This window comes from Chitinophaga sp. 9-1-y, assembly GCF_059511905.2.
This window is the reverse complement of the sequence record NZ_CM197955.1, coordinates 1,811,713-1,836,020: the sequence shown is the minus strand read 5'-3', so window position 1 is coordinate 1,836,020 and position 24,308 is coordinate 1,811,713. Positions and strand designations below refer to the sequence as shown.

The 24,308-nt window shown below is 46.9% G+C and carries 17 protein-coding genes; 11 read left to right on the top strand and 6 right to left on the bottom strand.

Translation table 11 applies throughout. The features are described 5' to 3' along the window. Nucleotides 1-25: 25 nt before the first annotated feature. Entirely contained in the window at nucleotides 26-859 is an 834-nt protein-coding gene (locus tag AC5ZC7_RS07255) for a hypothetical protein (protein WP_496160255.1), read from the top strand. Between the two features lie 2 nt (nucleotides 860-861). On the opposite strand, the gene AC5ZC7_RS07250 is transcribed toward AC5ZC7_RS07255, so the two are convergent. From AC5ZC7_RS07250 to AC5ZC7_RS07235, 4 genes are read right to left on the bottom strand one after another with little or no spacing between them, the layout of a single operon-like run. Next, nucleotides 862-1,968 (bottom strand): response regulator, encoded by a 1,107-nt coding sequence (locus tag AC5ZC7_RS07250; protein ID WP_496160256.1) that lies wholly within the window; start codon nucleotides 1,966-1,968, stop codon nucleotides 862-864. Nucleotides 1,969-1,971: 3 nt separating this feature from the next. Then, a complete protein-coding gene (locus tag AC5ZC7_RS07245) occupies nucleotides 1,972-2,526 on the bottom strand; it encodes a chemotaxis protein CheB (protein ID WP_496160257.1) in 555 nt (184 codons plus the stop codon). A gap of 30 nt (nucleotides 2,527-2,556) precedes the next feature. Then, the gene (locus AC5ZC7_RS07240) at nucleotides 2,557-3,378 is read right to left on the bottom strand and encodes a CheR family methyltransferase (RefSeq protein WP_496160258.1); all 822 of its coding nucleotides are present in this window, start codon (nucleotides 3,376-3,378) and stop codon (nucleotides 2,557-2,559) included. A 6-nt stretch (nucleotides 3,379-3,384) separates the two neighbouring features. Then, nucleotides 3,385-6,771, bottom strand: coding sequence for a response regulator (locus AC5ZC7_RS07235; protein WP_496160259.1), 3,387 nt, complete (start codon nucleotides 6,769-6,771; stop codon nucleotides 3,385-3,387). 328 nt (nucleotides 6,772-7,099) lie between these two features. Between AC5ZC7_RS07235 and AC5ZC7_RS07230 the strand changes: the two genes are divergently transcribed. From AC5ZC7_RS07230 to AC5ZC7_RS07205, 6 genes are read left to right on the top strand one after another with little or no spacing between them, the layout of a single operon-like run. Further along, nucleotides 7,100-7,474 (top strand): response regulator, encoded by a 375-nt coding sequence (locus AC5ZC7_RS07230; RefSeq protein ID WP_496160260.1) that lies wholly within the window; start codon nucleotides 7,100-7,102, stop codon nucleotides 7,472-7,474. A gap of 7 nt (nucleotides 7,475-7,481) precedes the next feature. Next, nucleotides 7,482-8,633, top strand: coding sequence for a HEAT repeat domain-containing protein (locus tag AC5ZC7_RS07225; protein WP_496160261.1), 1,152 nt, complete (start codon nucleotides 7,482-7,484; stop codon nucleotides 8,631-8,633). Beyond that, entirely contained in the window at nucleotides 8,633-10,063 is a 1,431-nt protein-coding gene (locus AC5ZC7_RS07220; RefSeq protein ID WP_496160262.1) for a glycosyltransferase, read from the top strand. Before AC5ZC7_RS07225 ends, AC5ZC7_RS07220 begins: the two co-directional genes overlap by 1 nt. A gap of 15 nt (nucleotides 10,064-10,078) precedes the next feature. Beyond that, nucleotides 10,079-11,557, top strand: a complete 1,479-nt coding sequence (locus AC5ZC7_RS07215; RefSeq protein WP_496160263.1) for a glycosyltransferase — start codon at nucleotides 10,079-10,081, stop codon at nucleotides 11,555-11,557. A 19-nt stretch (nucleotides 11,558-11,576) separates the two neighbouring features. Then, nucleotides 11,577-14,438: a tetratricopeptide repeat protein gene (locus AC5ZC7_RS07210; RefSeq protein WP_496160264.1), complete on the top strand. Its 2,862-nt coding sequence runs from the start codon at nucleotides 11,577-11,579 to the stop codon at nucleotides 14,436-14,438. 22 nt (nucleotides 14,439-14,460) lie between these two features. Beyond that, entirely contained in the window at nucleotides 14,461-16,689 is a 2,229-nt protein-coding gene (locus AC5ZC7_RS07205; RefSeq protein ID WP_496160265.1) for a DUF4838 domain-containing protein, read from the top strand. A gap of 39 nt (nucleotides 16,690-16,728) precedes the next feature. On the opposite strand, the gene AC5ZC7_RS07200 is transcribed toward AC5ZC7_RS07205, so the two are convergent. Together AC5ZC7_RS07200 and AC5ZC7_RS07195 are read right to left on the bottom strand one after the other, a co-directional pair. Then, on the bottom strand, nucleotides 16,729-17,088 hold the full coding sequence (locus AC5ZC7_RS07200; RefSeq protein WP_496160266.1) for a SnoaL-like domain-containing protein: 360 nt from the start codon (nucleotides 17,086-17,088) through the stop codon (nucleotides 16,729-16,731). A gap of 41 nt (nucleotides 17,089-17,129) precedes the next feature. Continuing rightward, on the bottom strand, nucleotides 17,130-17,636 hold the full coding sequence (locus AC5ZC7_RS07195) for a VOC family protein (protein ID WP_496160267.1): 507 nt from the start codon (nucleotides 17,634-17,636) through the stop codon (nucleotides 17,130-17,132). 166 nt (nucleotides 17,637-17,802) lie between these two features. Here AC5ZC7_RS07195 and AC5ZC7_RS07190 point away from each other — a divergent pair, with 166 nt between their 5' ends. From AC5ZC7_RS07190 to AC5ZC7_RS07175, 4 genes are all read left to right on the top strand, one after another. Beyond that, the gene (locus tag AC5ZC7_RS07190; RefSeq protein ID WP_496160268.1) at nucleotides 17,803-18,420 is read left to right on the top strand and encodes a WHG domain-containing protein; all 618 of its coding nucleotides are present in this window, start codon (nucleotides 17,803-17,805) and stop codon (nucleotides 18,418-18,420) included. A 225-nt stretch (nucleotides 18,421-18,645) separates the two neighbouring features. Continuing rightward, on the top strand, nucleotides 18,646-20,010 hold the full coding sequence (locus AC5ZC7_RS07185; RefSeq protein WP_496160269.1) for a TolC family protein: 1,365 nt from the start codon (nucleotides 18,646-18,648) through the stop codon (nucleotides 20,008-20,010). A gap of 13 nt (nucleotides 20,011-20,023) precedes the next feature. Then, nucleotides 20,024-21,070, top strand: a complete 1,047-nt coding sequence (locus AC5ZC7_RS07180) for an efflux RND transporter periplasmic adaptor subunit (protein ID WP_496160270.1) — start codon at nucleotides 20,024-20,026, stop codon at nucleotides 21,068-21,070. 11 nt (nucleotides 21,071-21,081) lie between these two features. Further along, nucleotides 21,082-24,180, top strand: a complete 3,099-nt coding sequence (locus tag AC5ZC7_RS07175; RefSeq protein ID WP_496160271.1) for an efflux RND transporter permease subunit — start codon at nucleotides 21,082-21,084, stop codon at nucleotides 24,178-24,180. Nucleotides 24,181-24,308: the final 128 nt, after the last annotated feature.

The following is a 24,308-nucleotide window of genomic DNA, read 5'->3' as shown; positions in this document are numbered from 1 at the left end:
TTCTTTCATTCTTCAATTTAATACTGTGAGTACCTGGGAGCGTAAAGCCTTAAATTTTATCAATCAAACCAGTCGATGGGACAAGGATAAACATATCTCGTCCTTTCTGGCCTTCAGTATTTCACTGGTGAAAAACCTGACGGCGGCAGATATTGCCCTGCAACTGGAATTTGAAGATGAGGATACCGCTAAAGTGAAGTGTGCATCTCCAGTTCACCTGAACGACCTGGTCCTGAACCCAGAGCCTATTAAGAAACTATTATATACACAAGGATTTAAAACGATTTACTGGCGCGACATTCCGCCACCAAAAGAAAACGTATTCCAGGAAATACTACAGGCCTTTTCATCCGCCATTATTATTCCGCTGAATACAATGCCCAACAACAGCCTGCTGGTACTGGGATGGAGTTCGCCGCAGCAATTTGAAGGCGACTTCCTGGAATGTATTGAAACCATCCGCCTACGGCTTAAAGAAGTATTGCTGCAATCCCAGCAACAATTATATTTTCAACGCACCGCCATCCGCTTTGCTGCCATCCTCCACACGATCCCTTACGCATTGGTGTTTATCAACAACGATGGGTTTTCCGGATGGGTGAACCAGGAAGGCGCCACCTTGCTTGGGCTTTCAGGGCCGGGAGAACAGTTACCGGCTATCCTTTCCGATGCCATGATGCAACTGCGGAATAATGCATTGAACATAGAAGACATCTATAAAGAAGCAGTACTGTTATTTTCTTCTCCCGAAAATTCCATTTCCAACTGGATCTGGAAACTGGATAATAAGACATTGAAAGTATCCTGCTTACCCGTTACCACGCAACAAATCAGTGGCCGCCTGTGGATATTTGAGTAGCCTTAATAGCGTTGCCGCCACAGGAAATAAAAGGTACTTCCTTCCCCTGGCTGGGAGTCTACCCATACCTTACCTCCCTGCTCCTCTACCAGCAATTTGAAGATATTTAACCCGATACCACTCCCCTCTTCTTTACTGCCGTTATCCACTCTTTCGAACAAGCGGAAAATCCGGTCGGTATCACGTTTGGCAACGCCGGGGCCATTGTCTTTCACATAAAATTCATAAAACTCTTCTTTATCAGTGCCCCCAATCACGATACTGCCTTCCTTTTTGTCATTATACTTAATAGCGTTGGAAATCAGGTTCTGGAACACCTGTTGCAGCTTTAGTTTGTTGGTGTTCAGCACCGGCAGCAAACCTTCGGTGGAAATATGGATATGGGCCGGCGGGAATAATAATCTCGACAGCTCCCCGATCAGGCCATGTACATCTACTTCTTCAATGGTTTGCTCCATTTCGCTTTGCCGGGTATAGTCCAGCATAGAAGTGATCATTTCTGTGAGGTGGTTGGTGGCGCCCAAAACAATCTTCATATACTCTTTCAGGTCGGGCGCATTTTGAATACGCTCATCTTCATTGATCAATGCCAACAGGCCGATAGCGCCTGACAACGGGGATTTCAGGTCGTGCGCCACTACATACATGAAGCGCTCCAGTTGTTTATTGACCTTCTCCTTCTCTACCATGGCTTCTTTCAGCTCCTGCTGGTAGAAATACAGTTTTTCAAACACACTTACCTTGGCCCTTGTTACATTGATGTCAAGCGGCTTTGAGAGATAATCTACGGCACCTTCTTCAAAGCCCCGCATCACATATTGTTCGTCTTTATTAATAGCAGTAACGAAAATAATAGAGATATCCTTGGTTTTGGGATTGCTTTGTAATAGCCTGGCTACTTCATAGCCATCCATATCGGGCATTTGTACATCGAGCATAATTAACCCGATATCGTTATGACGCAGCACTGTTTTTAGTGCTTCATTACCGGAGGTAGCCTGTATAATTTCGCGGTTATCCCCTTCCAGCATATGTTCCAGGGAAACCAGGTTCTCCGGTTTATCATCAACGAGCAGGATGGTGAATGTCTTCGGTTTTTGCGGCTTCATTTGTCAACTTTTATTTGCTATGCTTATATTTTTCAAATATGTTATTATCTGTTCTGCAGCCATGGCTTTTACGCCGGCGCACTGATCCAGGGCGGCCTGTGGCATCATGGCGAACAAGGCGGTGGCCGGGTCCTGTACAATTCCAGTACCACCCCGGGCAACGATTTGGCAAAGCCCGGCTGCGCCGTCGTTATTAGCGCCGCTGAGCAGAATTCCCAGCACCCCGGAGCCAAAGGCAGTGGCGGCAGTGCTAAAGCTCATGTCTATAGCCGGACGACTATAATTCAATGGCTCTGAATAGTCAAGGGAAAAGGTGCTGTCTTCTTCTACCAGCAGGTGATAATTTTGAGGAGCGAGGTAAATATTCCCTGGTAGTAAGGGTGCTTTATCTTCTGGTTCTACAATTTTCTGCTGCACCGACAATAGTTTGTCCAATTCACTCTCCACGTTTTTCAGGCGATGTATCACTATCACAATCGGGATATTAAAAGGAGATGGCAGTTGGCTCATTAACTCCACCAGTACCGGCATACTACCAGCGGAACCTCCGATTATCACAAGACGGTATTTACGGGGAACTGTCAATGACTATACTTTACGCCTGAAAATTTTATTTGGAATGCTGACTGCTTCAAATTTATGTCGGTGTTCATTATACAGGAGCGATTCTTTTATACCCAATGCCAGATATCCCAGCGAAGTTAAGCTATCATAGAATAATTTAACTACCCGTTCCTGTAGGGTTCTGTTAAAATATATAAAAACGTTCCGGCAACAGATCATTTGAAATTCGTTGAACACCTGGTCTGTTACCAGGTTGTGTTGAAAGAAAATAATGTTCCGTCGCAGGGCTGGCTGTATAATTGCGTTATCATAACGGGCCGTATAGTAATTGGAAAAATCATGGATACCGCCGGATTGTATATAATTATAGGTATATTCTTTCATATTTTTCAACGCAATGACACCGGCTTCTGCTTTGCGCAGGTTGGCGGTATTCATATCGGTAGCGTATATACGACAACGGTCCAGTAAACCGGCTTCCTCCAGCATGATAGCCATTGAATATACTTCTTCCCCGGTAGCACAGCCGGCATGCCATATTTTAATAATAGGATAAGATGCCAGCCTTGGCAGTACCTGTTCCCGAAGGGCTTTATAGAAAGATGGATCCCGGAACATTTCTGTCACATTCACAGTAATATACTGGACCATTTCCTGGAAAAAATCGTTTTCGTTTAGCAGGCGATGTTTTAATTCAAACAGGCTATTGATTTTGGTATACCCGGTAAACCGGATGAATCGTCGCTTCAGGGAAGCCGGGGCATAGTCTGTAAAATCATAGCCATATCGCTGTTGAATAATTTTCACCAGTTCCGTGAAATCGTTGTTACTGATATCTTCTACCATAGATTGTTATGATAACCATACCCTTAACAAAGATAATAGTTTTATGTTGTCTACCGGTTTAGCGATGTAGTCCGAAGCGCCTGCTTCAATACATTTCTGGCGGTCGCCGGCCATGGCTTTGGCGGTGAGGGCAATGACCGGCAGCTGTTGAAAACGGGCATCAGCGCGGATTTGCCTCATGGCTTCAAAACCATCCATTTCCGGCATCATGATATCCATGAGTACCAGGTCCAGTTGGGGATGGTTATTGAGCACCTGCAATGCCTCGCGGCCATCTGCTGCGGTGAGTACTTCTATCCCATGCTCTTCCATAAGGGCGCTGATAGAAAAAACATTGCGCATATCATCATCGGCGAGCAATACTTTTTTCCCGGAGAGATCGCCATCCATCGGTGCTTCCGGTGGGATCCCCACATTTGTTTTCTTTTGTAATTTATAGAGGAACAGTTCCAGTTCATCCATCAGGCGATCAGTAGAATGAGAGGAGTTGCGGACAATGGCCGACGCATACTTTTTCAACTGTTGCTCTTCCTGACCGGTGATATCCTGGTCGAGATAAACGATGAGCGGCGTATTCCCGGCGGTGGAAATACCCGACAACGCCTGCAATTGGCCAATACCGGCGTTTAAGTCGCTCCCAATCTCCACAATCACTGCATCATATTTTTTAGCGGTCAACAGTGAGGAGGCCGACCGAATATTATCGGCCATATCATACTGGGTTTCCAGGTTCCTTTCGTCGCTCTTCGTTTTTAACTGTGTATCAGCGCCCAGCGGACCGGCAGACACCAGCAATACTTTCTTCAACCGGGCTTGTATCTGGGAACTGATGTTGACGAATACCTCTTCGAGGTCTTTGAGCTCCAGTGGCTTTCTCGTATATCCATGGATGTTATCCCCTGCTATCGCCTGAATATCGGCTGCGGTCACCACATGGATCAGTATTTTGCTTAGTTCTTCACTGCTCCTCAGGATCTTGAGAATGCTGCCACCGTCAATAACCGGCAGGTTCATATCCAGGATAATCGCTGCCGGCAGGTATTTGCGGGCATAAGCCAATCCATCCTGCCCGTTATGTGCAACAATGGTTTTAAAGCCTTTGTTGCGGGCAAAGTCCCGGAGGATATCGGCAAAATAAATGTCATCTTCAATAATCAGTATAAGTTTGTCCTGCTTGCTGAAGTTATGCCGGTCGTCGTCCACTTCCACCGCAACGGGGGGAGTTACTACGGGGGTAATGGGCGGCGCCGCCTCGTAACTTTCCGACGGCTCCATAGGTTGACCATTTGTTGGGATCACTACCGAGAATGTGCTACCGTTAGGCGTACTACTATCCAGGTGTATTTCCCCGTGCAGGAGCAGCATGAGTTCCCGGCTGATGCTCAATCCCAGGCCGGTGCCGCCAAATTTGCGGTTAGTAGCGCCATCTCCCTGGTGGAAGGCCTGGAATATCAGGTCCTGTTTATCTTCCGGGATACCGGGACCGGTATCCGTCACGCTGATACCCAGGGTATTTGCATTACTCATGTACCAGGAAATGCTGATCACACCGCCATTGGGCGTAAACTTAAAGGCATTGGACAACAGGTTGCGGACTACCTGTTGCAGGCGGAGTTTATCCGTAACAACGGTAGCGGGAACATCCGGCGCGATATTTTTTATAAACTGGATTTTCTTTTCATTCGCCACAATGTCAAAGAGGTCGGACAGATCCTCCATCATGCCGGTCACCGTTACTTCCTCGAAATTCATTTCCACTTTGCCGGCTTCAATTTTAGAGAGGTCCAGCACATCATTGATCAGGTGCAGGAGATCTGACCCTGATTTATAGATGATACCCGCGTATTCTATTTGTTTTTCGGTGAGATTTTTACTTTTATTTTCCTGCAGCATTTTGGCGAGAATCAACACGCTGTTGAGTGGCGTGCGTAGTTCATGCGACATATTCGCCAGGAACTCCGATTTGTAGCGGCTGCTGGATTCCAGTTCCGTGGCTTTGAGCGCCAGGGCGCCACGGGCGGCTTCCAAAGCTTTGTTTTTCTCCACCATCTCCGCATTTACCTGTCTCATTTCTTCTTCCTGTACCCGCAGCTCTTCTTCGGAGGCTTGTAGTACTTCCGACTGGCGGCTTAACTCCTCATTGGATTGCCGCAGCTCTTCCTGTTGGCTGATGAGGATTTCTTTTTGTTCCTGTACCTGCTGTAGTAATGTGAATACTTTTGCGCGGGAATTGGCGGCATTAACGGCAACGGATATATCTTTTTCGAGCAGTTCCAGCAGGCGGAGCTGTTGTGCGCTGATAGCGTTAAAGGAAGCCAGTTCCATCACGCCGAGCAATTCGTTTTTAGACCAGAGGGGAATCATTACAATGGCGCCCGGCACAGCCTGGCCACTGGCGGAGCTGAGTTGCCAGTAGGTAGCGGGCAGGCCATTGACAACCCGGATATTCCGGTTACCAGCGGCGGCGCCAATAAAGCCATCATTCATCCCTACCCTTTGCGGCAGGGAAGCCGGCATACTAACGGCTGCGGTCAAACGAAGATCCTTATGGGCTTCATCGTAACAGTAAAAGGCGCCAGCGGTAAATCCAACAAAGGAGGTCAGGGTATGGAGGCAATTACGGACCAGTTCATCACGTTGATCTACGCCCTGCAGGCTGTCGTTCATCGTATTTACGCCGGTGAGCAGCCAGTTTTTCTCGTTGGCGGCCTCGTTGAGGTCTACCACTTCTTCGAGTTTATTATTCAGCGCTGCCTGCGCTTTTAGTCGTCGTCTGAATTCCACGTAGGTAATACGCATCAGGATGAATCCTACCAATAGAATAAATGCATTATTTAACAGCAGCATTTTTACCGCCCTGGTAAAAGACTCACTTTTCATGCCTTCCCGGAGGGCGAGCAGGCGGCGTTCTTCCGCATTTACCGCGCCAATCCTGGCTCTTACTTTATCGACCAGCAGGGTTTCTTTCTCCGTAATAGCGCTGTTATCTTTAACACGTTGCTGATCGGCTGTATGATCCAGTACATTCCAGAAGCTTAACAAATGATTGATTTCATCTTCCAGCGAATCCACATTTTTCACCTGCACCGGATTATCGTCTACCATAGAGTGCAGATCATTCAGTGCGGGTGCTACTTTCGGTAACGCCAGTTCGTAAGGCTGCAGGTACTTCCGTTCGAAAGTGCTGCGGAACCCGCGCCTGGCAGCCTCCATATCAAATATCAACCGTTGTACCCGTTCAGAATTATTTAATACACGATAGGTGTGTTGCACCCAGCCAGCTTCTTCTGTTTGTGTATCAAACGTTCGCCAGGTTAGGAAACCTCCCAGTAGTACTAATAAAACTACCAGCGAAAATCCAAGGTACAGCCTGTTAATCAGTGAAATTTTCATTTTGTATGCGGCAAAAAGGTAATTGTTCTATTTTACAAAATAACTATCTTAGATATAAAAGTACCGAAATGCCTTCATATTCAATACCTTTGAGCACCGTTAAAATATTCATATTCCTGTTATATTAAAAATTTGTACCGGCTGAGAAAAACCTAACCATACGCTTTCTAAGTATATATCAAAGCAAACTGCAGGTGAGGTAAACATAACAACGAAGAAAACCAGTTTCCAGATTTCATGGTCTGTATCAAAAATAAAATTTATAATATATCTGCGTCTCTTAAACAATGTGGTAATTGTATTGTTTACGGGATTAAATTCAACTACTATGTCTAAAATACTGTTAATTGAAGATGACGAAATTATGCCGAAGGTAGTTGCCAGAATTCTTCCTCTTCCTGATTATCAGCTGGATCATGTATCCAATGGCAAAGAAGCATTTGAGAAGCTGGAAGCCACGAATTATGACTATGATCTGATTATCACAGACATTATGATGCCCTATGCCAACGGTTTTGAAATTCTCAGTAAAGTTAAAAATCATGAGAGAGAAAAAAGCATTCCTGTAATCATTGTTTCCAATGCCGGTAATGAAGATATGATTATGGAAGCCTTCAAACTGGGTGCGGATGATTTTCTCAAAAAACCTATTATACCTGCCGAATTAATAATCCGGGTGAAAAGATTATTAATGAATAAATAGCTGCATCTTGTATATACAAATACCTGATTTCCTGGAACCAGCCTGGAACCTTTTCCAGGGAGCGCCGGTGGCTATACAGCTGGCGATGATATTTATTGTAATTGCAACGCTCATTACCCTTCTCGCTTATTTTTCTATCCTGAGAAACCGTTTCCTGGGCTATCAGCGTGCAAAGAGACTGGCCAAATTACTTCCGCCTTTAGACAACCTGATTGTGGAAGAAGTATTGGCCAACCCGGATCCACTGGCGCAAACCCAGCCGGATAAGGTGCAGCTGAACCTGGAGCCGTTTTACCAACTTCCGTTGAGTAAAAAATGGGCACGGCAAGCTGTTACCGACCGGATCATTCACTTTCGCCGGAATGTGAGAGGTAATCCCGGGCGTTTGCTTCGGGCGCTGTACATGCAGTTGGAACTGGACCAAGACAATGTGAAACAGATGAAATCCTCCAAATGGGAGCGGAAAGTCCGGGCCCTGACAGAGTTCATCGAAATGGACATTCCCATTGCCGACGTAACGATACTGCCATTAACGAATAGCCATAACCGTGAGTTGAGGGCGGCCGCCAGGCATGCATATATCAAACTCAGTAAAAATGAGCCTTTCAAGTTTTTTGATGTGGTCACCGATCCCCTGCTGATGTGGGACCAGGTAGAATTGTTCCGGATCATTACCACTACGGAAGATATCGCCATTCCGAATTTTGCGCGTTGGGTCACCTACTCTTCCAATAGAAGCGTGGTGTCTTTTTGCTTAAAGCTGATTGTACATTATAACCAGCTACCGGCAGTACCGGCCGTGAAACAACTGTTGGATACCAAAGACCACCACCTCCGTGCAGATGCGATCAATTGCCTGGGTAAGCTCCGGGTACCGGATGTAGAAGACAAGCTGGTATATATGTACAGCAGCCAGCCACTCCAGTGCCAGATAGAAATTCTGAAGGCGGTAGGACGCATTGGTGGCGGACAACATATCGATTTTCTGAAACAGGAATTCCTGCATTCTACCAATTTCGATCTGCGTAAGAGTGCAGCGAAGTCCATCGTAAAAAATGAATCGATCGCTAACAAGATATTACAGGAACTGCTGGACACAGCAGATCCGGGCAGCCTGCTGATTCTTAAACATTGTATGAACCCGTTAATCAAATACTGATGAATGGATTATTAGAAACGGCAGGGAGGATTTATGAAAGCACACTTTTCGTATATGGATTGGTGTTGTTATTTACCTATGCCCTGCTGGCCATCTTATCCATGCTGGCCATTAGAAAATATGTTAAACGGGACAATGAACATCAGCTGGAAGTGTTGTCCAGCTCTCCGCTGGCACCAGGCATTACGATCCTGGCGCCTGCCTATAACGAAGGGCTTACCATTGTATCCAATGTACGCTCCCTGCTCACGCTGAATTATCCGCGTTATGAAATCATCATCATCAACGACGGTAGTGCAGACGATACTATGGAGCAACTGATCAAAGAATTTAAAATAGTGCCGGTAGACTTTGCCTATAATGTAAGGATTCAAACCAAACCGGTACGGAGTATCTATAAATCCACCGACCCGGCCTATTCTTCCCTGGTAGTCATTGATAAAGTAAATGGGAAAAGTAAGGCTGATGCCGTTAATGCAGGCATCAACATCGCTGCATTCGATTATTTTGTATGTACCGATGTGGATTGTATTCTCCATAAAGATACGCTGCTGGAGCTGATCCGGCCGGTGATGCAGGAAGTGAGAAAACGGGTAATTGCGGTTGGCGCCACCCTTCGTATTGCCAATTCATCGGAGTTCGATGAAGGCGTGATGACGCGGATGCGCGCGCCTAAACAGCTGCTGCCCCGTTTCCAGGAAGTAGAGTATATCCGGTCTTTTGTACTGGGAAAAATGGGATGGAGTTATATTAACTGTGTTCCTAACGTATCCGGCGGATTGGGATTATTCGACCGGGAAGTAGCCACCCGTTGCGGTGGATACGATCATAGTTCCTTTGGAGAGGACATGGAGTTGCTCACGAGGATGTGCCGGTATGCGCACGACAATAAGATTAACTACGCCGTTCGCTATATCCCTAAAACCCTTTGCTGGACAGAAGCACCGGCCAGCATTAAAATATTCAGCCGGCAACGTGTTCGCTGGTCACGTGGACTGGCACAGCTCATGGCGGCCCACTTTAGTATGTTCCTCAATCCCCGCTACGGCCGGATGGGGCTCATTGTATTCCCGTTCAATTTCTTTTTTGAACTACTGGCGCCCCTGGTGGAATTCTCGGGTATTATTGTATATATCATATTGGCAGCACTCCATTTGATCAACTGGCCATATGCCCTGCTTTTGCTGCTGTTCGTATATACGTATGCCGTCATGATTACCACCATCTCTATCCTATGGGACCAGCTTTCGTTCCGCTATTACAAATCGTGGCGGGAGGTGGCTTCCCTTTGTTTAATGCCCTTCCTGGAGTTTTTATTATATCATCCGCTGATTGTAATTAATTCCCTGCGGGGCTATTATAACTTCCTGACTGGCAAAAGAAGTACCTGGGGTAATATGCAACGGCAAGGTTTTGGAAAAAAGAAATAAAGAAAAGAGCAACGTATGCTGAGAAATATTTTTGAACAAGGCGTATTTATATATGGTTGTACCTTATTATTCATGTACGCCCTGCTGGCGTATATGTCTTACCGTGGTATTATACGCTTTCGTAAAAAAAACAGCTTTACCAACTATGATCACCTGCTGGATTCGCCGCTCACACCGGGCATTTCCGTGATAGCGCCCGCTTTTAACGAAGGCGTTACCATTATTATGAATGTTCGCTCCTTACTAACGTTGAATTATACACGCTTTGAGGTTATTATCGTGAACGACGGCAGTACAGACGACACCCTGGAAAAACTCGTCAACGAGTTTCAGTTGGTGCCGGTAGACTTTGCCTATAACGAAAGAATTGTTACCAAACCGGTAAAACAGCTGTATAAGTCGACCAACACCGCCTACGACAAGCTGCTGGTGATTGATAAGGTGAACGGAAAAAGTAAGGCCGACGCGTCCAATGCGGGTATCAATGCCGCCTCATTTGATTATTTCCTCTGTACCGACGTGGATTGTATTATAGAGAAAGATACCCTGCTGCGCATGATTAAGCCCTTCATGGATGAAGAGATTAAGAAAACCAGGGAAGTAGGTGAGCCTTGCCCCCAGTGCGGATTTATACATGTAGTGGAAGATAGCCGCCAGGTAATTGCTACGGGCGCTACACTCCGGCTCGCCAATTCCACAGAAGTAGATGAGGGTGTTATCATACGGGTACGCCCCCCCGAAAGACTATTACCCCGCTTCCAGGAAATGGAGTACATACGGGCTTACGTGTTAGGGAAAATGGGATGGAGCGGGCTAAACAGCGTACCCAATGTATCAGGCGGACTGGGATTATTTGACAAAGAAGTAGCGATCAAAGCAGGAGGCTATGACCATGCCTCTTTTGCGGAAGACATGGACATCGTTACCCGCATGTGTGCTTACATGCTGGACAATAAAATGAAGTACGCCATCCGTTATATTCCCACCACCCAATGCTGGACGGAAGGGCCTCCCAATATGAAAATATTCAGCCGGCAGCGTACCCGCTGGGGACGCGGACTGGCAGAGATCATCACCATACACCGGAAATTATTTTTCAATCCCCGGTATAAAAAACTGGGATTGGTGGTATTACCTTATAACCTGTTTTTTGAATTCCTGGCGCCGGTCATTGAATTCATTGGTATCCTTTATTACATCTATCTCGGCGTTACGGGTCAGGTAAACTGGCAATATGCACTTATCTTATTGTTGTTTGTATACCTGTATTCTGTCATGATCACCACGCTGGCCATTTGCTGGGATCAGATCACCTACGGTTATTACAAAACCTGGCGGGAAGTAATCGGACTGGCACTCATGGCATTTTTCGAGCCGTTGATGTACCACCCATTGATCGTATTTTTTGCATTGCGGGGATATTGGTATTTTCTTATTGGTAAAAAATCTACCTGGGGAAATATGCAGAGACAAGGATTTGGTAAACGAAAGTAAACTTATAAACAGGAAAGCGATGGCTGTATTAAAACATCTGTTCACAGGTATAGTAGTGTGTTTGACGTTGCAAACGCAGGCGCAGGTTTTTAAGCAGAAGAATAGTGCAGAAGCGCTGTACAATCAGGCAGTGGCGGAAACGAAACAACAGCATTACGACAAGGCGATTGCTTTATCGCAGCAGGCTTTGCAGCAACAACCAGATTATATTGATCAGCAGTTATTGCTGGCCAGGTTATATATGCTCACCAAACAGTACGACCTCTCCCGCAAATATGTGAAAGAAGTACTGACGAAGAATCCCCGGTACCGGGATGCTTATTATTATGCCATCAATGTAGAATTAACCACCGGCAGATATACCGAAGCAGAATGTTATGCAGATGAAGCCCTGGCTTATTTCCCCGGCAGCCTCGAATTTATGCGCAAGAAACTGGGCATCCTGGACCTGCAACACAAGGTATACCGCGGCAATGAGCTGGCGGAAACCATGATGAGTAAATACCCGGAAGACACCACCGTACGCAACTCCTATATAGAACATTACCTGCTCACCGGCCGCTACTATCAACAGCTGAATAATGCTGGTATGGCGCGTCAGAGCTACGATAAAGTTCTACTGGCAGATCCACGCAACCAGCAAGCCAGGGAAGCGAGCCTGGCTGTGGCCCTCAAAGGCGGCAGCTACCAATCGGCGCTCGACCAGGTAAATGAAAACCTGAGCACAGCACCCGGCTCTTATGACTTGCTGATGCGTAAACTCGGCATCTTACAAGACATGCATGCCTATGTAGACGCCCTCAGCACCTTGAAGGAAATACAACGGCGCTACCCCAACGATGCCAAAACCCGCACGCTGGAAACAACCCTGCGGATGGAAGCAGCCGCCTGGTACGCTAACACCGACCCCTATACGCTGTACGAAGGCGTAGTGGAAAAAAATCCCGGCAACCGTGAAGCACTCGACAAACTCATTGGTTACAGCATGGCCCGTGGCGCTTATAAAGAAGCGTTGGCATGGATCAACAAAGGCCTGAAAAATAATCCAACAGACGCCCGTCTACTCGCATTGAAGATGGATGTACTGGAAGGAGATCATAAATACAGTGCGGCAGCGGCATTAGCCAGCACACTCTATCAACGCTCCCCTAACCCGGAGTTGAAAGAGCGACTGATAGTACTGCAAACCGCCAGTGGACGCGATTACCTGGCACAACAGCAATATGACCTGGCGTTGGCTTCTTTCGAAAGCGCACTCGCTGTGAGTCCTAACGATACGACGGTACTCAATCTTTTAGCCAATACCTACATCTCTCAAAAAAATACACCAGCCGCCTTAAAAGTGCTGGACCAGGCACTCAACTATTACCCGGACAATACTTACTTCTTACTAAAAAAGTCCGGTGTACTGGCAGATGCCGGCAGGTATGAAGAAGCCGCCGCTATCGCCGCGCAGCTGTCCAACCGCTTCCCTTCAGACGATCGCTTCAGCAGTAACCTCGCAGAAATGCGACTGACTGCCGGAAGGGTATTGATGAAAGCAGAAGAATACGACCTTGCCAAACAACAGTTTGAACAGGTATTGGCTGTAGCACCCTCCAACCAGGATGCACTGGAATATATGATCAACCTGCAAAGCGCCACCGGCAACCCCGACAGCGCCCTGTACTATGCAGATAAAGCATTGGGATACTATCCCGGCAATCGCGACTTCCTCCTGAAGAAAGCATCGGTACTACAGGATAACCACGATTATGCTGCCGCAGCAGCCATCACGGCAGACCTGATGGCCCGGTACCCATACACGCTCAAATACAAAGCCGCTTATATCAACAGCCTGACCTACGCCGGTACCGAGTACCAGCGCCGGCAACAACCGGATAGCGCACTGGCCATGTTTAACCAGGTGCTGGCGTTGAATCCGAAAGACTCCATGGTACTGCTGTATAGCATCAATGCCCTCAACGGACAACAACGCTACGACAGCGCGCTGGCATATACGGTACAAGGCTTAAAATATTATCCTAACAATGATGCGTTTTTAATGAAGCGCGTGGTAACACTGGAGAATAAAAAAGACTTTGCCGCCGCCGCACTGGCCGCAGATTCGCTGGTAAAGCTACAGCCCACCACCGTAAACACTGACTATCGCGATTACCTGCAAAGCAAAACATTGAAGAACCAGTTTGGATTATATTATCTGAATTCCAGCTACGACTACTCCGACAACAAATACAATATTGCGACGATAGAATACCGCCGGTTTATAAAACGGGGGTCTTATGCATTCCAGCTCAACTATGCCGGCAGACAAACTGGTAACGGCTTACAGGGATTAGCAGAGATGTATTATACCCACCACCCTAAATTATACTCCTACGGTATGGTGGCGTATTCCAATAAAACGGTGTTCCCGCAACTGCGCGCTGCCTACTCTATCTTCAAAACCTTTGGAAAAGATTTTGAGGTGGAACTGGGTGGACGTTACCTGAACCTGGACAGCGTGAGCAGTATTTCCGGCGTAGTGTCTGTAGCTAAACCATTTGGTGATTTCTGGGTGAACCTGCGTGGCTTCGTGATCAGCGAGTCTTCAAAAAACTATACCGCATTTAACCTGACTTCCCGTTACTATATGAACAGGCGGCAGGATTACCTGCAGGTAGTAGCGGGCCTGGGAACTTCTCCGGACGACCGCAGCCGGCTGGTGAACTTTCCGAATCTTTCCGGGCTGCTGACGCATAGCATTGGCGCCGGCTATCAGAAAGTACTGCATTACCGTACCACGCTGGGATTATTTGGCACCTGGATTAACCAGAAAATTACTGATACCGGGTTCCAGAACCAATATGATATTTATGTAACGCTTCAGCGGAAATTTTAACTGACTTACAATGTACAGGACTATGAGTTACCTTTTGTTGACGATGACGACGTTGTTGCACACGGCATGTGCACCAGGTAAAGCAGACGACTTATACCTGGTAAAGCAGGGCCAGAGCGCTTATGTGATTGTTGTACCGGAATCGGCTACCAAAGCGGAAACGAAAGCAGCCGGCATATTCCAGGATTATGTGCAACGCATTTCCGGCGTAAAACTAACGGTGATCCCTGAACGTCAATATAAAGATCAGCCAGCCGTTTTTATTGGTAATACCGCCCACTCATCAGGGCCGGAGAAAATAAAAGGCGATGGCTATTTCACCGGAAGCAAAGACAAACAACTGTATATCCGCGGCGGCAGCGGACAAGGTGTGGTATATGGTGTATACCATACATTAGAAACGTATATGGGTTGCCGTAAAGATACCAAAGGACCGGCAGTTGTACCCACATCAAAGGATATACGCATTGCCGGTGGGATATCTGATTTACAGGAGCCTGCCTTCCTATACCGGGAAAGCTATTACCCTGCTTCTACGGACGCGGAATACCTGTCGTGGCACGGATTACAGCGCTTCGAGGATTTATGGGGACTATGGGGCCATTCCTTTTTTAAGCTCGTACCTCCCGCTACTTATTTTAAAGACCACCCGGAATATTACTCCCTGGTAAACGGAAAACGCCAGGCCCAGCAATTGTGCCTGAGCAATGAAAACGTATATACATTAACGGTAGCCTGGTTTAAAAAGGCGATTGCAGACAATCCGGATGCCATGTATTGGTCTATTGCCCCGGAAGATGGGGGCGGCGCCTGCACCTGTAACTTATGCAAAAGAGCAGATGTGGAAGAAGGCGGCCCACAGGGATCGCTGATCCGGTTTGTGAACCGTGTAGCCAGCCAGTTTCCGGCGCAGCGCTTTACCACGCTGGCATATGGCTATACCTCTAAACCACCGTTGAAAACGAAACCTGCCGGCAATGTATACATCATGCTGAGCACCATTGATGCTTTCCGGCAGGAGCCATTGTCGCAAGCCCCTTCTGCCGCAGCGTTCCGGAAAAACCTGGAGGGATGGGGCGCTACTACCGGCAACCTGTTCATCTGGGATTATACCACGCAGTTTACTAACTACCTGGCCCCGTTCCCGGATTATAATCACCTGCAACCCAATCTTCAATATTTTGCGACCCATAAGGTGAAAGGCGTTTTTTCGCAAGGCAGCGGGGAAACCTATGGTGATATGGCGGAATATAACAGCTACGTGCAGGCGGCACTGTTATGGCAGCCTAATGCAGATCTTAAAACGGTGAAAGAAGCGTTTTTAAAGGGTTATTACGGCCCTGCCGCTCCTTTTGTGGGGCAATACCTGGATGCACTGAGTAACGCCGTTAAAAGCACGCGCAGTACCCTGGACATCTATGGCAATCCCATCTTCAATACCCGCGATTATTTATCTCCAACGCTGATAGACCAATACTCTACCCTGCTGGACAAAGCCGAAGCAGCAGCAGGTGATAACACGCCATACCTGCAGCATGTATACCAGACCCGCTTATTCCTGGAGTATGTGGTATTGCAGCAGTCGCGTTTTTATGGCAATGAAAAGTATGGTTACTTACAGGCAGATGGCAGCGTGGTGCCGAAATGGCCAGCGCGGGTAACGCATTTTGTGGAGCAGTGTAAAGCTGCCGGTGTAACGGAGTTGTCTGAAGGCGGTTTATCGCCGGATGCCTATGCCCAGGAATGGCAGGCGTTATTCTCCCGTAAATGGATCAATGGCCTGGCGCTGCATGCGCCGGTCACCCTCGTTAACGCCTATACGCCGGAGTATACGCCTAAAAAAGAAGCAACCCTGACGGATGGCTTATTTGGCGGCAACGACTTCAGCTATAACTGGTTGTTCACTTATGGAAAAGATATGATAGCTACTATTGACATGGGTAGCAACAAAACCATTCATCAGATACAGCTAAATTTTTTACAGGACGCCCGGCATTATATCTTTAATCCAACACAGTTACTGATTGCTACTTCTACCGATGGTATTAATTTCAAAGAAGCGGGTGTGAAAGATATTCCTGTTCCGGGGGAAGACTTCGGGGTACATATCATTCCTTATTCCTTCTCCTTACCGGCTACATCAGCGAGGTACCTGCGGGTAACGGCGAAATGCCCGGCGACATTGCCGGACTGGCGGCTGGTGGAAGGAAAAAAGCCGGCACTGTGCTGCGATGAGGTGAGTGTGGAGTAGCACGTCTCCGGCTTCATCCTGTTTTGAGTTTATACAATATCACATGAAAAATTGCTCTGAAATAATTTTGCCGTCTTTTACATGATATACGCAAAGCTCACTCATGGTCATACGCTCCTTGCCTGTCATTTTAATATCCATTGTCAATACAAAGGCAATCACATTGCCCGCAATAAGCGGTGACGATACCGTAACACCATACCGGGCTTCCACCATAGCGTTGAACTTTTTGTCTTTCTCTATTAAAGCCTTGCGTCCTCTGGTTTCTTTTTCAAATTCGGGGGTAGCATAGGGTTCTATGCTTACTGCATCATCTGCATACAGCTCCTGCTGTGCCACATCAAATTTTTCTTCCCGGCAAAGGGCCGCCAGGCGGGAGGCAATCTGTTCTACTGTCATAATTATGCGTTTTTATTGATACAAATTGATACAAAATGCTGTTACCGGGTCTTTTCCATTTGTTTGATAGCTGTCCATCCCTCCGGCGTGATACCCATAATTTCGGTGACCACACCCAGCGGCTGGTAAGTATCAAAGAAGGCCATCCTGGCAATGGGGTGATCTACTTCGCTGATTACCGGGTAACCCTGTTCCCGCAGGTCGGCGGTCACCCGCTCAAATCCGCTGACTGGTAAACGAAAGGCAAGATGTTGTGTGCCGCCTGCTGGAAATTTGGCCAGGTAGTCATGAAACATACTTTGACCGGAAAGCGGCTGGACCAGTTCTATGAAGGTGCCCCCGTTATAAGTCTGGGTAGTCAGCCAGTCGCCTGCCACTACCTTACCGTAATAGGTCATATCAAGATCCTCCGCACGGACATGCTCTGGTTCCGGGAAACCAATACCCAGCGCATTGGAGAGAAATTTCACCGCCGAATGAATATCCGGAACTACCCAGCCAATCTGGGCCAATTCCAATCCTGCAATAGTATTATTAACACTGCTCATACCCGTTTGTTATTAGTGTAAAACAAAATTAAACCGGAGAAAATTGTCATCGCGGGGGTATTTACGCCAAAAAAGAGGTAATTTATGACCCACTGACCATCCTCCTCCAAAATAAAATTTGGATAATAAACACTGTTCAGTATATTTGCACTGTAAACAATTCAACGTGGGCATTATAGAAAGAAAAGAGCGTGAAAAAGCAGAAATGCGCAGACGTATTGTAGACGTAGCTGCTAAAATGATTGTGGAAGAAGGATATGAAAAGGTATCCATCCGCAACATAGCAGATAAAATAGAGTACAGTCCTGCCACTATTTATCTTTATTATAAAGATAAAGACCAGTTGTTGTATGATGTGCAGACAGATGCTTTTGCTACCCTGTCGAGAGAGTTTCAGACGAAGATCACCGAAGAAGCACCGTTTAAAAGGCTGGAGCAACTGGCGAAGGCTTATGTGGATTTTTCCAGGGAACATCCGGAATTGTATGACCTGATGTTTATCATTAAAGCACCCATGAATGCCCTGGTAGAAGAAGAGAAATGGAAAAACGGGGATCCTGCATATGATGCCTTGTTTTACCTGATGAAAGATTGCATTGAGAAGAGGTTGGTGAAGTTTAAAGACCCTACCATTGCTACGCTTTCCGTATGGGGTTTTGCGCATGGCTTGATTAGCCTGCACCTGCGTGGCAGATGCTCAAAAGTATCGAGGGTTTCCGAAGAAGATATGCCGAAAGTAGTAGACGAAGCGATCCAGGATTATTTACGCATGATTAAAATGTAATTTTTTTTTCCATTGCCTAAAATATATCGCGGAGTTGATCGTCTTAACAAGTAGTAGCCTGTCAAATTTGCCCGGCAGTGAGAAAGCAATGTGTCGTTAAAATCAATTAAAAAGCCTTCCCGGCTTTTTTTTAAGCGCAGTATTAAACACCGTTCAGTATATCAACAATGATAACAAAAGCCGCACTGGCTTTATTTTTTTCGGTTTAAATAAACACCGTTCACTATGTACACATCACTCACAAAAGGAGCATTGTTAACAGGCCTGCTCATGGCGGGTTTCAGCTCCTTCGCACAAAACACCGTGCTGGATCAATACATACAATCCGCCTTCAGCAACAATAAAGGGTTGAAAGATCAAAATTTTCAGCTCACCAAATCGCTACTGGCATTGCAGGAAGCTAAAAGCCTGTTTGGTCCCAATGTATCCCTACTTGGTAGTTACACCAAATCGAATGGTGGACGCACCATTGATTTCCCCATCGGTGATATCATGAACCCGGTGTATAATAGCCTGAACCAGCTCACCAACAGCCATAACTTCAAACCATTGGAAAATGTGGCCGTTCAATTAAACCCCGACAACTTTTACGACGCTAAAATCAGGACCAGTTTGCCGCTGATCAACGCCGAAATTTATTACAACCAAAAAATTAAGAAAGAACAAATCACCCAGCAGCAGGCAGCGCTAAATGTGTACAAACGGGAGCTGGTGCGCGATATTAAAACCGCCTACTATCAATATTACCAGGCTTCCCAGGCAGTAGCGATTTATAACAACGCCCTTTCATTGATCAACGAAAATATCCGCATCAATGAAAGCATGGTACGCAACGGCATTAGGAATAACACAGCCCTGTACCGTTCGCAAACAGAAAAAGAGAAAACAGCCGCCGATATCAACAAAGCCATCAACAACCGGCAGAATGCCCAGGCATATTTTAACTTCCTGCTTAACCGCGGCCTGGAAGAAAACATCACCCTGGACAGCACCCTGCTCATCACGCCGGAACAGTTACCTGGCAAGGATATCAACGAACGGGAAGAGTTAGCACAATACAAAAGCGCTACTACCGTATACCGCCTGAACGAACAATTGCAACGCTCCTACCTGGTTCCCAAACTCAGCACCTTCATTGACCTGGGCTCGCAGGGAACGGGCGCCCACTTCGATGCAAATACCCGCTATTATCTCTTCGGACTCAACCTGGAATGGAACCTGTTTGCTTCTCATAAATATAAATACAAGATCAAACAAGCCTCCAATGAAGTTGCCACCATCACCAATGCGGCTTCACAAACCACCGATCAGTTACGCTTACAGCTATACGAAGCCCTCAACAATTATCAAACCGCACTGCGCAACTTCAAAAGTGCACAAAGTCAACTGGCTTTTGCCGAAAGGTATTTCCGGGATCAAATGAAAGTATATAAGGAAGGACAACTACTCTACATAGAACTACTGGACGCACAAAATCAACTGACCCAGGCACAACTACAAACTACCGTATCACAGGCCGCTGTGCAAACGGCGTATGCCGGGGTAGAACGTGCACAGGCATCTTACAATATCGACAATCACAACAACTAATAAATGCATGCTCATGAAAAATACATTGCTTCTCCTCCCGATTTCTATGGTCCTGTTTTCCTGCGGCACCAAGCCGGCTGCAACAGCTACCGTTTCAGATACGATCCCGGTAAAAATAATGCCACTCGCCAAACAAGGTACCGCTACCACGATTAACGCGTCTGGCCAGTTTACTACCGATGATGAAGTATATCTTTCCTTCAAAACAAACGGTATCATCAGTAATATACTGGTAAAAGAAGGGGATCCCGTACGCAAAGGTCAGCTGCTGGCCACTTTGAACCTCACCGAAATAGATGCACAGGTACAAAAAGACCAACTGGCTTTTGATAAAGCCCAACGGGATTACCAACGTATTGTACGCCTGCATAACGACAGCGTAGCCACACAAGAGCAGCTGGAAAACAGCAAAACCGTGATGGATCAGGCTAAGCAACAACTGAGTACCACCCAGTTTAACCGCAGCTATTCTGCTATCCACGCCACACAGGATGGTTACGTACTGCATAAGCTGGTGAGCAGCGGCCAGATGGTGACTGCCGGTACCCCGGTGTTGCAAACCAACGGCGCCAGCAGTGCACATTGGTTATTGCGTGTAGGCGTTAGCGATAGAGAATGGGCGCAGGTGAAAAATGGCGACAAAGCAAGCATTGAAATTTCCGGTGTTCCCGGTGATACCCTCACCGGCATGGTGACACGCAAATCAGAAGGCATTGATGCCCAAAGCGGGACCTTCCTCATTGATGTACAGCTCTCCGGCAACAAGCCCGCCGCTATCGCGGCCGGCATGTTTGGCCGTTGCCATATCAATACCAGCGCGGCTGCCAGCCACAACACCGCCTGGAGCATCCCCTATGCCGCCCTCCTGGATGGCAATGGCAGCAGCGGATTTGTATTCGTGACCAACGACAACAAAACCGCTCAGAAAATACCCGTCACCATTGCCGGCATGGAAAAAGAAAATGTACTCATCAGCAATGGCATGGAACAGGCAAAGGCACTCATCATTTCAGGTAGCGCCTATCTCAAGGATCAATCTCCCATCCGTATCATCCAATAACAATTACTACCATGAAAATATCCAGATACGCCGTCAAAAATTACCAGTTTACCCTGGTGATATTCATCATGATCATTGTGCTGGGCATCACCACCATCCTTAATATGCCCCGCTCTGAAGATCCGGAAATGAGAGCACCGCAATATAGTCTCATCGTGGTATATCCCGGCACCAGCCCTAAAGACATGGAAGACCTGGTAGTAGACCCATTGGAAAAAGAGATCTATGCACTGGATGATATCAAACGCATACGTACTTCCATCAGCGATGGCGTAGCCGTAATGCGGGTGGAATATAAATACAGTTCCAACGTAGACCAGAAATACCAGGAACTCGTAAGAGAAGTGAATAATAAACGGAAAGACCTGCCGGCAGATATTTACAGCATAGAAGTACGTAAACAGGAACCCTCCGATGTAAATGTAGTACAGGTAGCCCTCATCTCGGAAAATGCTTCCCGTGATAAACTCCGCTACTACGCCGATAAATTACAGGATGAACTGGAGAAAGTATCTTCCCTGAAAAATGTAAAACTACATGGCCTGCCCGATCAACAGGTACGGGTAGAATTACAACTGGACAAAATGGCGCAACTGCACCTGCCCGTTAACACGGTAATGGCTGCCGTGCAAAGTGAAATGGCCAATATACCCGGTGGCAGCATCGACGCCGGTGAAAAAAGTTTCAACATCAAAACCAGCGGCAACTATCAAAACATAGAAGAAATCAGCAACACCATTGTATCCAATGCCAACGGCAAAAATGTTTTCCTGAAAGATATTGCCCGCGTTTATTATGGTTTTGAAGATGAGAAATACTTTGTGCGACTGAATGGACACCGTTGCGTAGTGGTTTCTGCGGCGCAGAAATCCGGTGAAAACATCACCAAAACACAGCAACAATACAAGCCGGTCATAGAAAATTTCAAAAAAACATTGCCCGCCAATATTGACCTGGTACAATACTTCGACCAGGCCGATGCCGTGAATAACCGCCTGAGCGGATTGGGTAAGGATTTCATCATTGCTATCCTGCTGGTAGCCTTCACCTTATTGCCCTTAGGACAGCGTCCGGCATTGATTGTAATGATTTCGATTCCGTTATCATTGTCTATCGGTATCGTGTTGCTGCAATTGTTTGGTTTTAACCTCAACCAGCTGAGTATTGTAGGATTGGTGGTAGCGCTGGGACTACTGGTAGACGACAGCATTGTGGTAGTAGAAAATATAGAACGCTGGATGCTGGAAGGACACAGTCGCATGGAAGCCACGCTGAAAGCTACCTCACAAATTGGCTTAGCCGTAATAGGGTGTACCGCAGCTTTGATCATCGCGTTCATGCCACTGGTATTTATGCCGGAAGGTAGCGGCGATTTTATCCGCAGCCTTCCCCTGGCCGTGATATTCAGTGTACTGGCTTCTATGGCGGTATCGCTGACGATTATTCCTTTCCTTTCCAGCCGTTTGCTGAAAGAACATAGCGGCAACCCGGAAGGCAATTTCTTTATGCGTTTGCTGAAAAGAATGATCCATGGCAGCTATGCTAAATTACTGGACAAAGCTTTGCATCGTCCGGTGTTAACCGTAGTAGTGTCGTTAGCGATCTTTGGGGCGGCCATCGGATTGTTTAAGGTGATTGGTTTCAGCTTATTCCCATCTTCCGAAAAACCACAATTCCTGATCAATATTTTTACGCCGCCACAATCCAATCTTACTTATACCAACGAAGTGGTACAGCAGATCGAAAAGGAGCTGAAGCAGGAAAAAACGATTAAGTCCTACGCCAGCAACATCGGTAAAGGCAACCCACGCATCTACTATAACGAAACCCAGGAAAACGAAAGAAGCGATTACGCGCAGATCTTTGTACAACTTGATGACCATGCCAGTCCGGCGGCAAAAAACAAGCTGATTGAGGCCCTGCGTAAAAAATGGACACCCTATCCCGGCGCCAAGGTAGAAGTGAAAAACTTCGAACAAGGTCCGCCCATGGTGGCGCCGGTAGAGGTACGTTTATTCGGCGATAACCTGGATAGTTTACGTTCCATGGCCGCCAACGTAGAAAAGTTGCTGGAAAAAACACCCGGCACCATTTACATCAACAACCCGGTAAGCACCCTGAAATCAGATATCCGGGTAAAGATAGATCGTGAAAAAGCACAGCAGCTGGGCATTCCTACGGCCAATATCGACCGCGTGGTACGTTTAGCCATCTCCGGTATTAACCTCGGTCAATACAACGATCAGAATGACAATGACTATGACATCCTCCTCACAAAGCAAAAAACAGGCAAGCCTACCATGGATGTGTTCAAAGACTTATACGTCAATAACAGCCAGGGGACCGCGATTCCGCTTTCACAGGTAGCACAGCTACAGTTGGAAACATCTCCCCTGACGATCCGTCACCAGGAGAAAAACCGGGTAGTAGCTGTGAGTGCCTTTATCCGGAAAGGTTTCCTGACAGACAAGGTAATTGAAGACGTGGTAAAACAAATGGATGCGCTGAAACTCCCTGCTGGCTATACTTATGAGATGGGAGGAGAAGTGGAGAGCAGGAAAAACTCCTTTGGTGGATTCATGAGTGTGATCATTGTGACCGTATTCCTTTTTGTTGCCGTGCTGATTTTGCAGTTCAAAACTTTCAAGAGTATGTTGATTGTATTGTCTGTGATTCCGCTGGGCATCGTAGGAGCTGCTATCGCACTGTGGCTGACAGGTAATTCCCTGTCGTTTGTAGCCATCATAGGCTTGATAGCGTTGGCGGGTATTGAAGTAAAGAATACCATTTTGCTGGTAGATTTTACCAACCAGTTGCGTATGGAGGGGCACTCGCTGGAGGCCGCGATTCGAGAAGCCGGAGAAGTACGTTTCCTGCCAATTGTACTCACCTCACTCACCGCGATTGGCGGCCTGATACCGGTGGCTATCTCCACCAATCCTTTAATTGCCCCGCTGGCGATTGTACTGATTGGAGGCCTGATCAGCTCTACCCTGCTATCCCGTATAGTAACGCCGGTAGTGTATAAGCTGATTCCGCCCAGGATAGAAGCGAATCCGAAAAATAACCATACTACCAAAGCGGTGAAAGAGCATTTGGAAATAGCATAAAGCTGAAAGGCGAAAGCAAAAAGCTATTAAAGCGGATGATTGAGCGGGTAATGAAGTAATTTATCCCCGCTGGTCATCTGCTTTAATAGCTTTTTGCTTTCGCCTTTATGCTTTCTGCTCCCATTTAA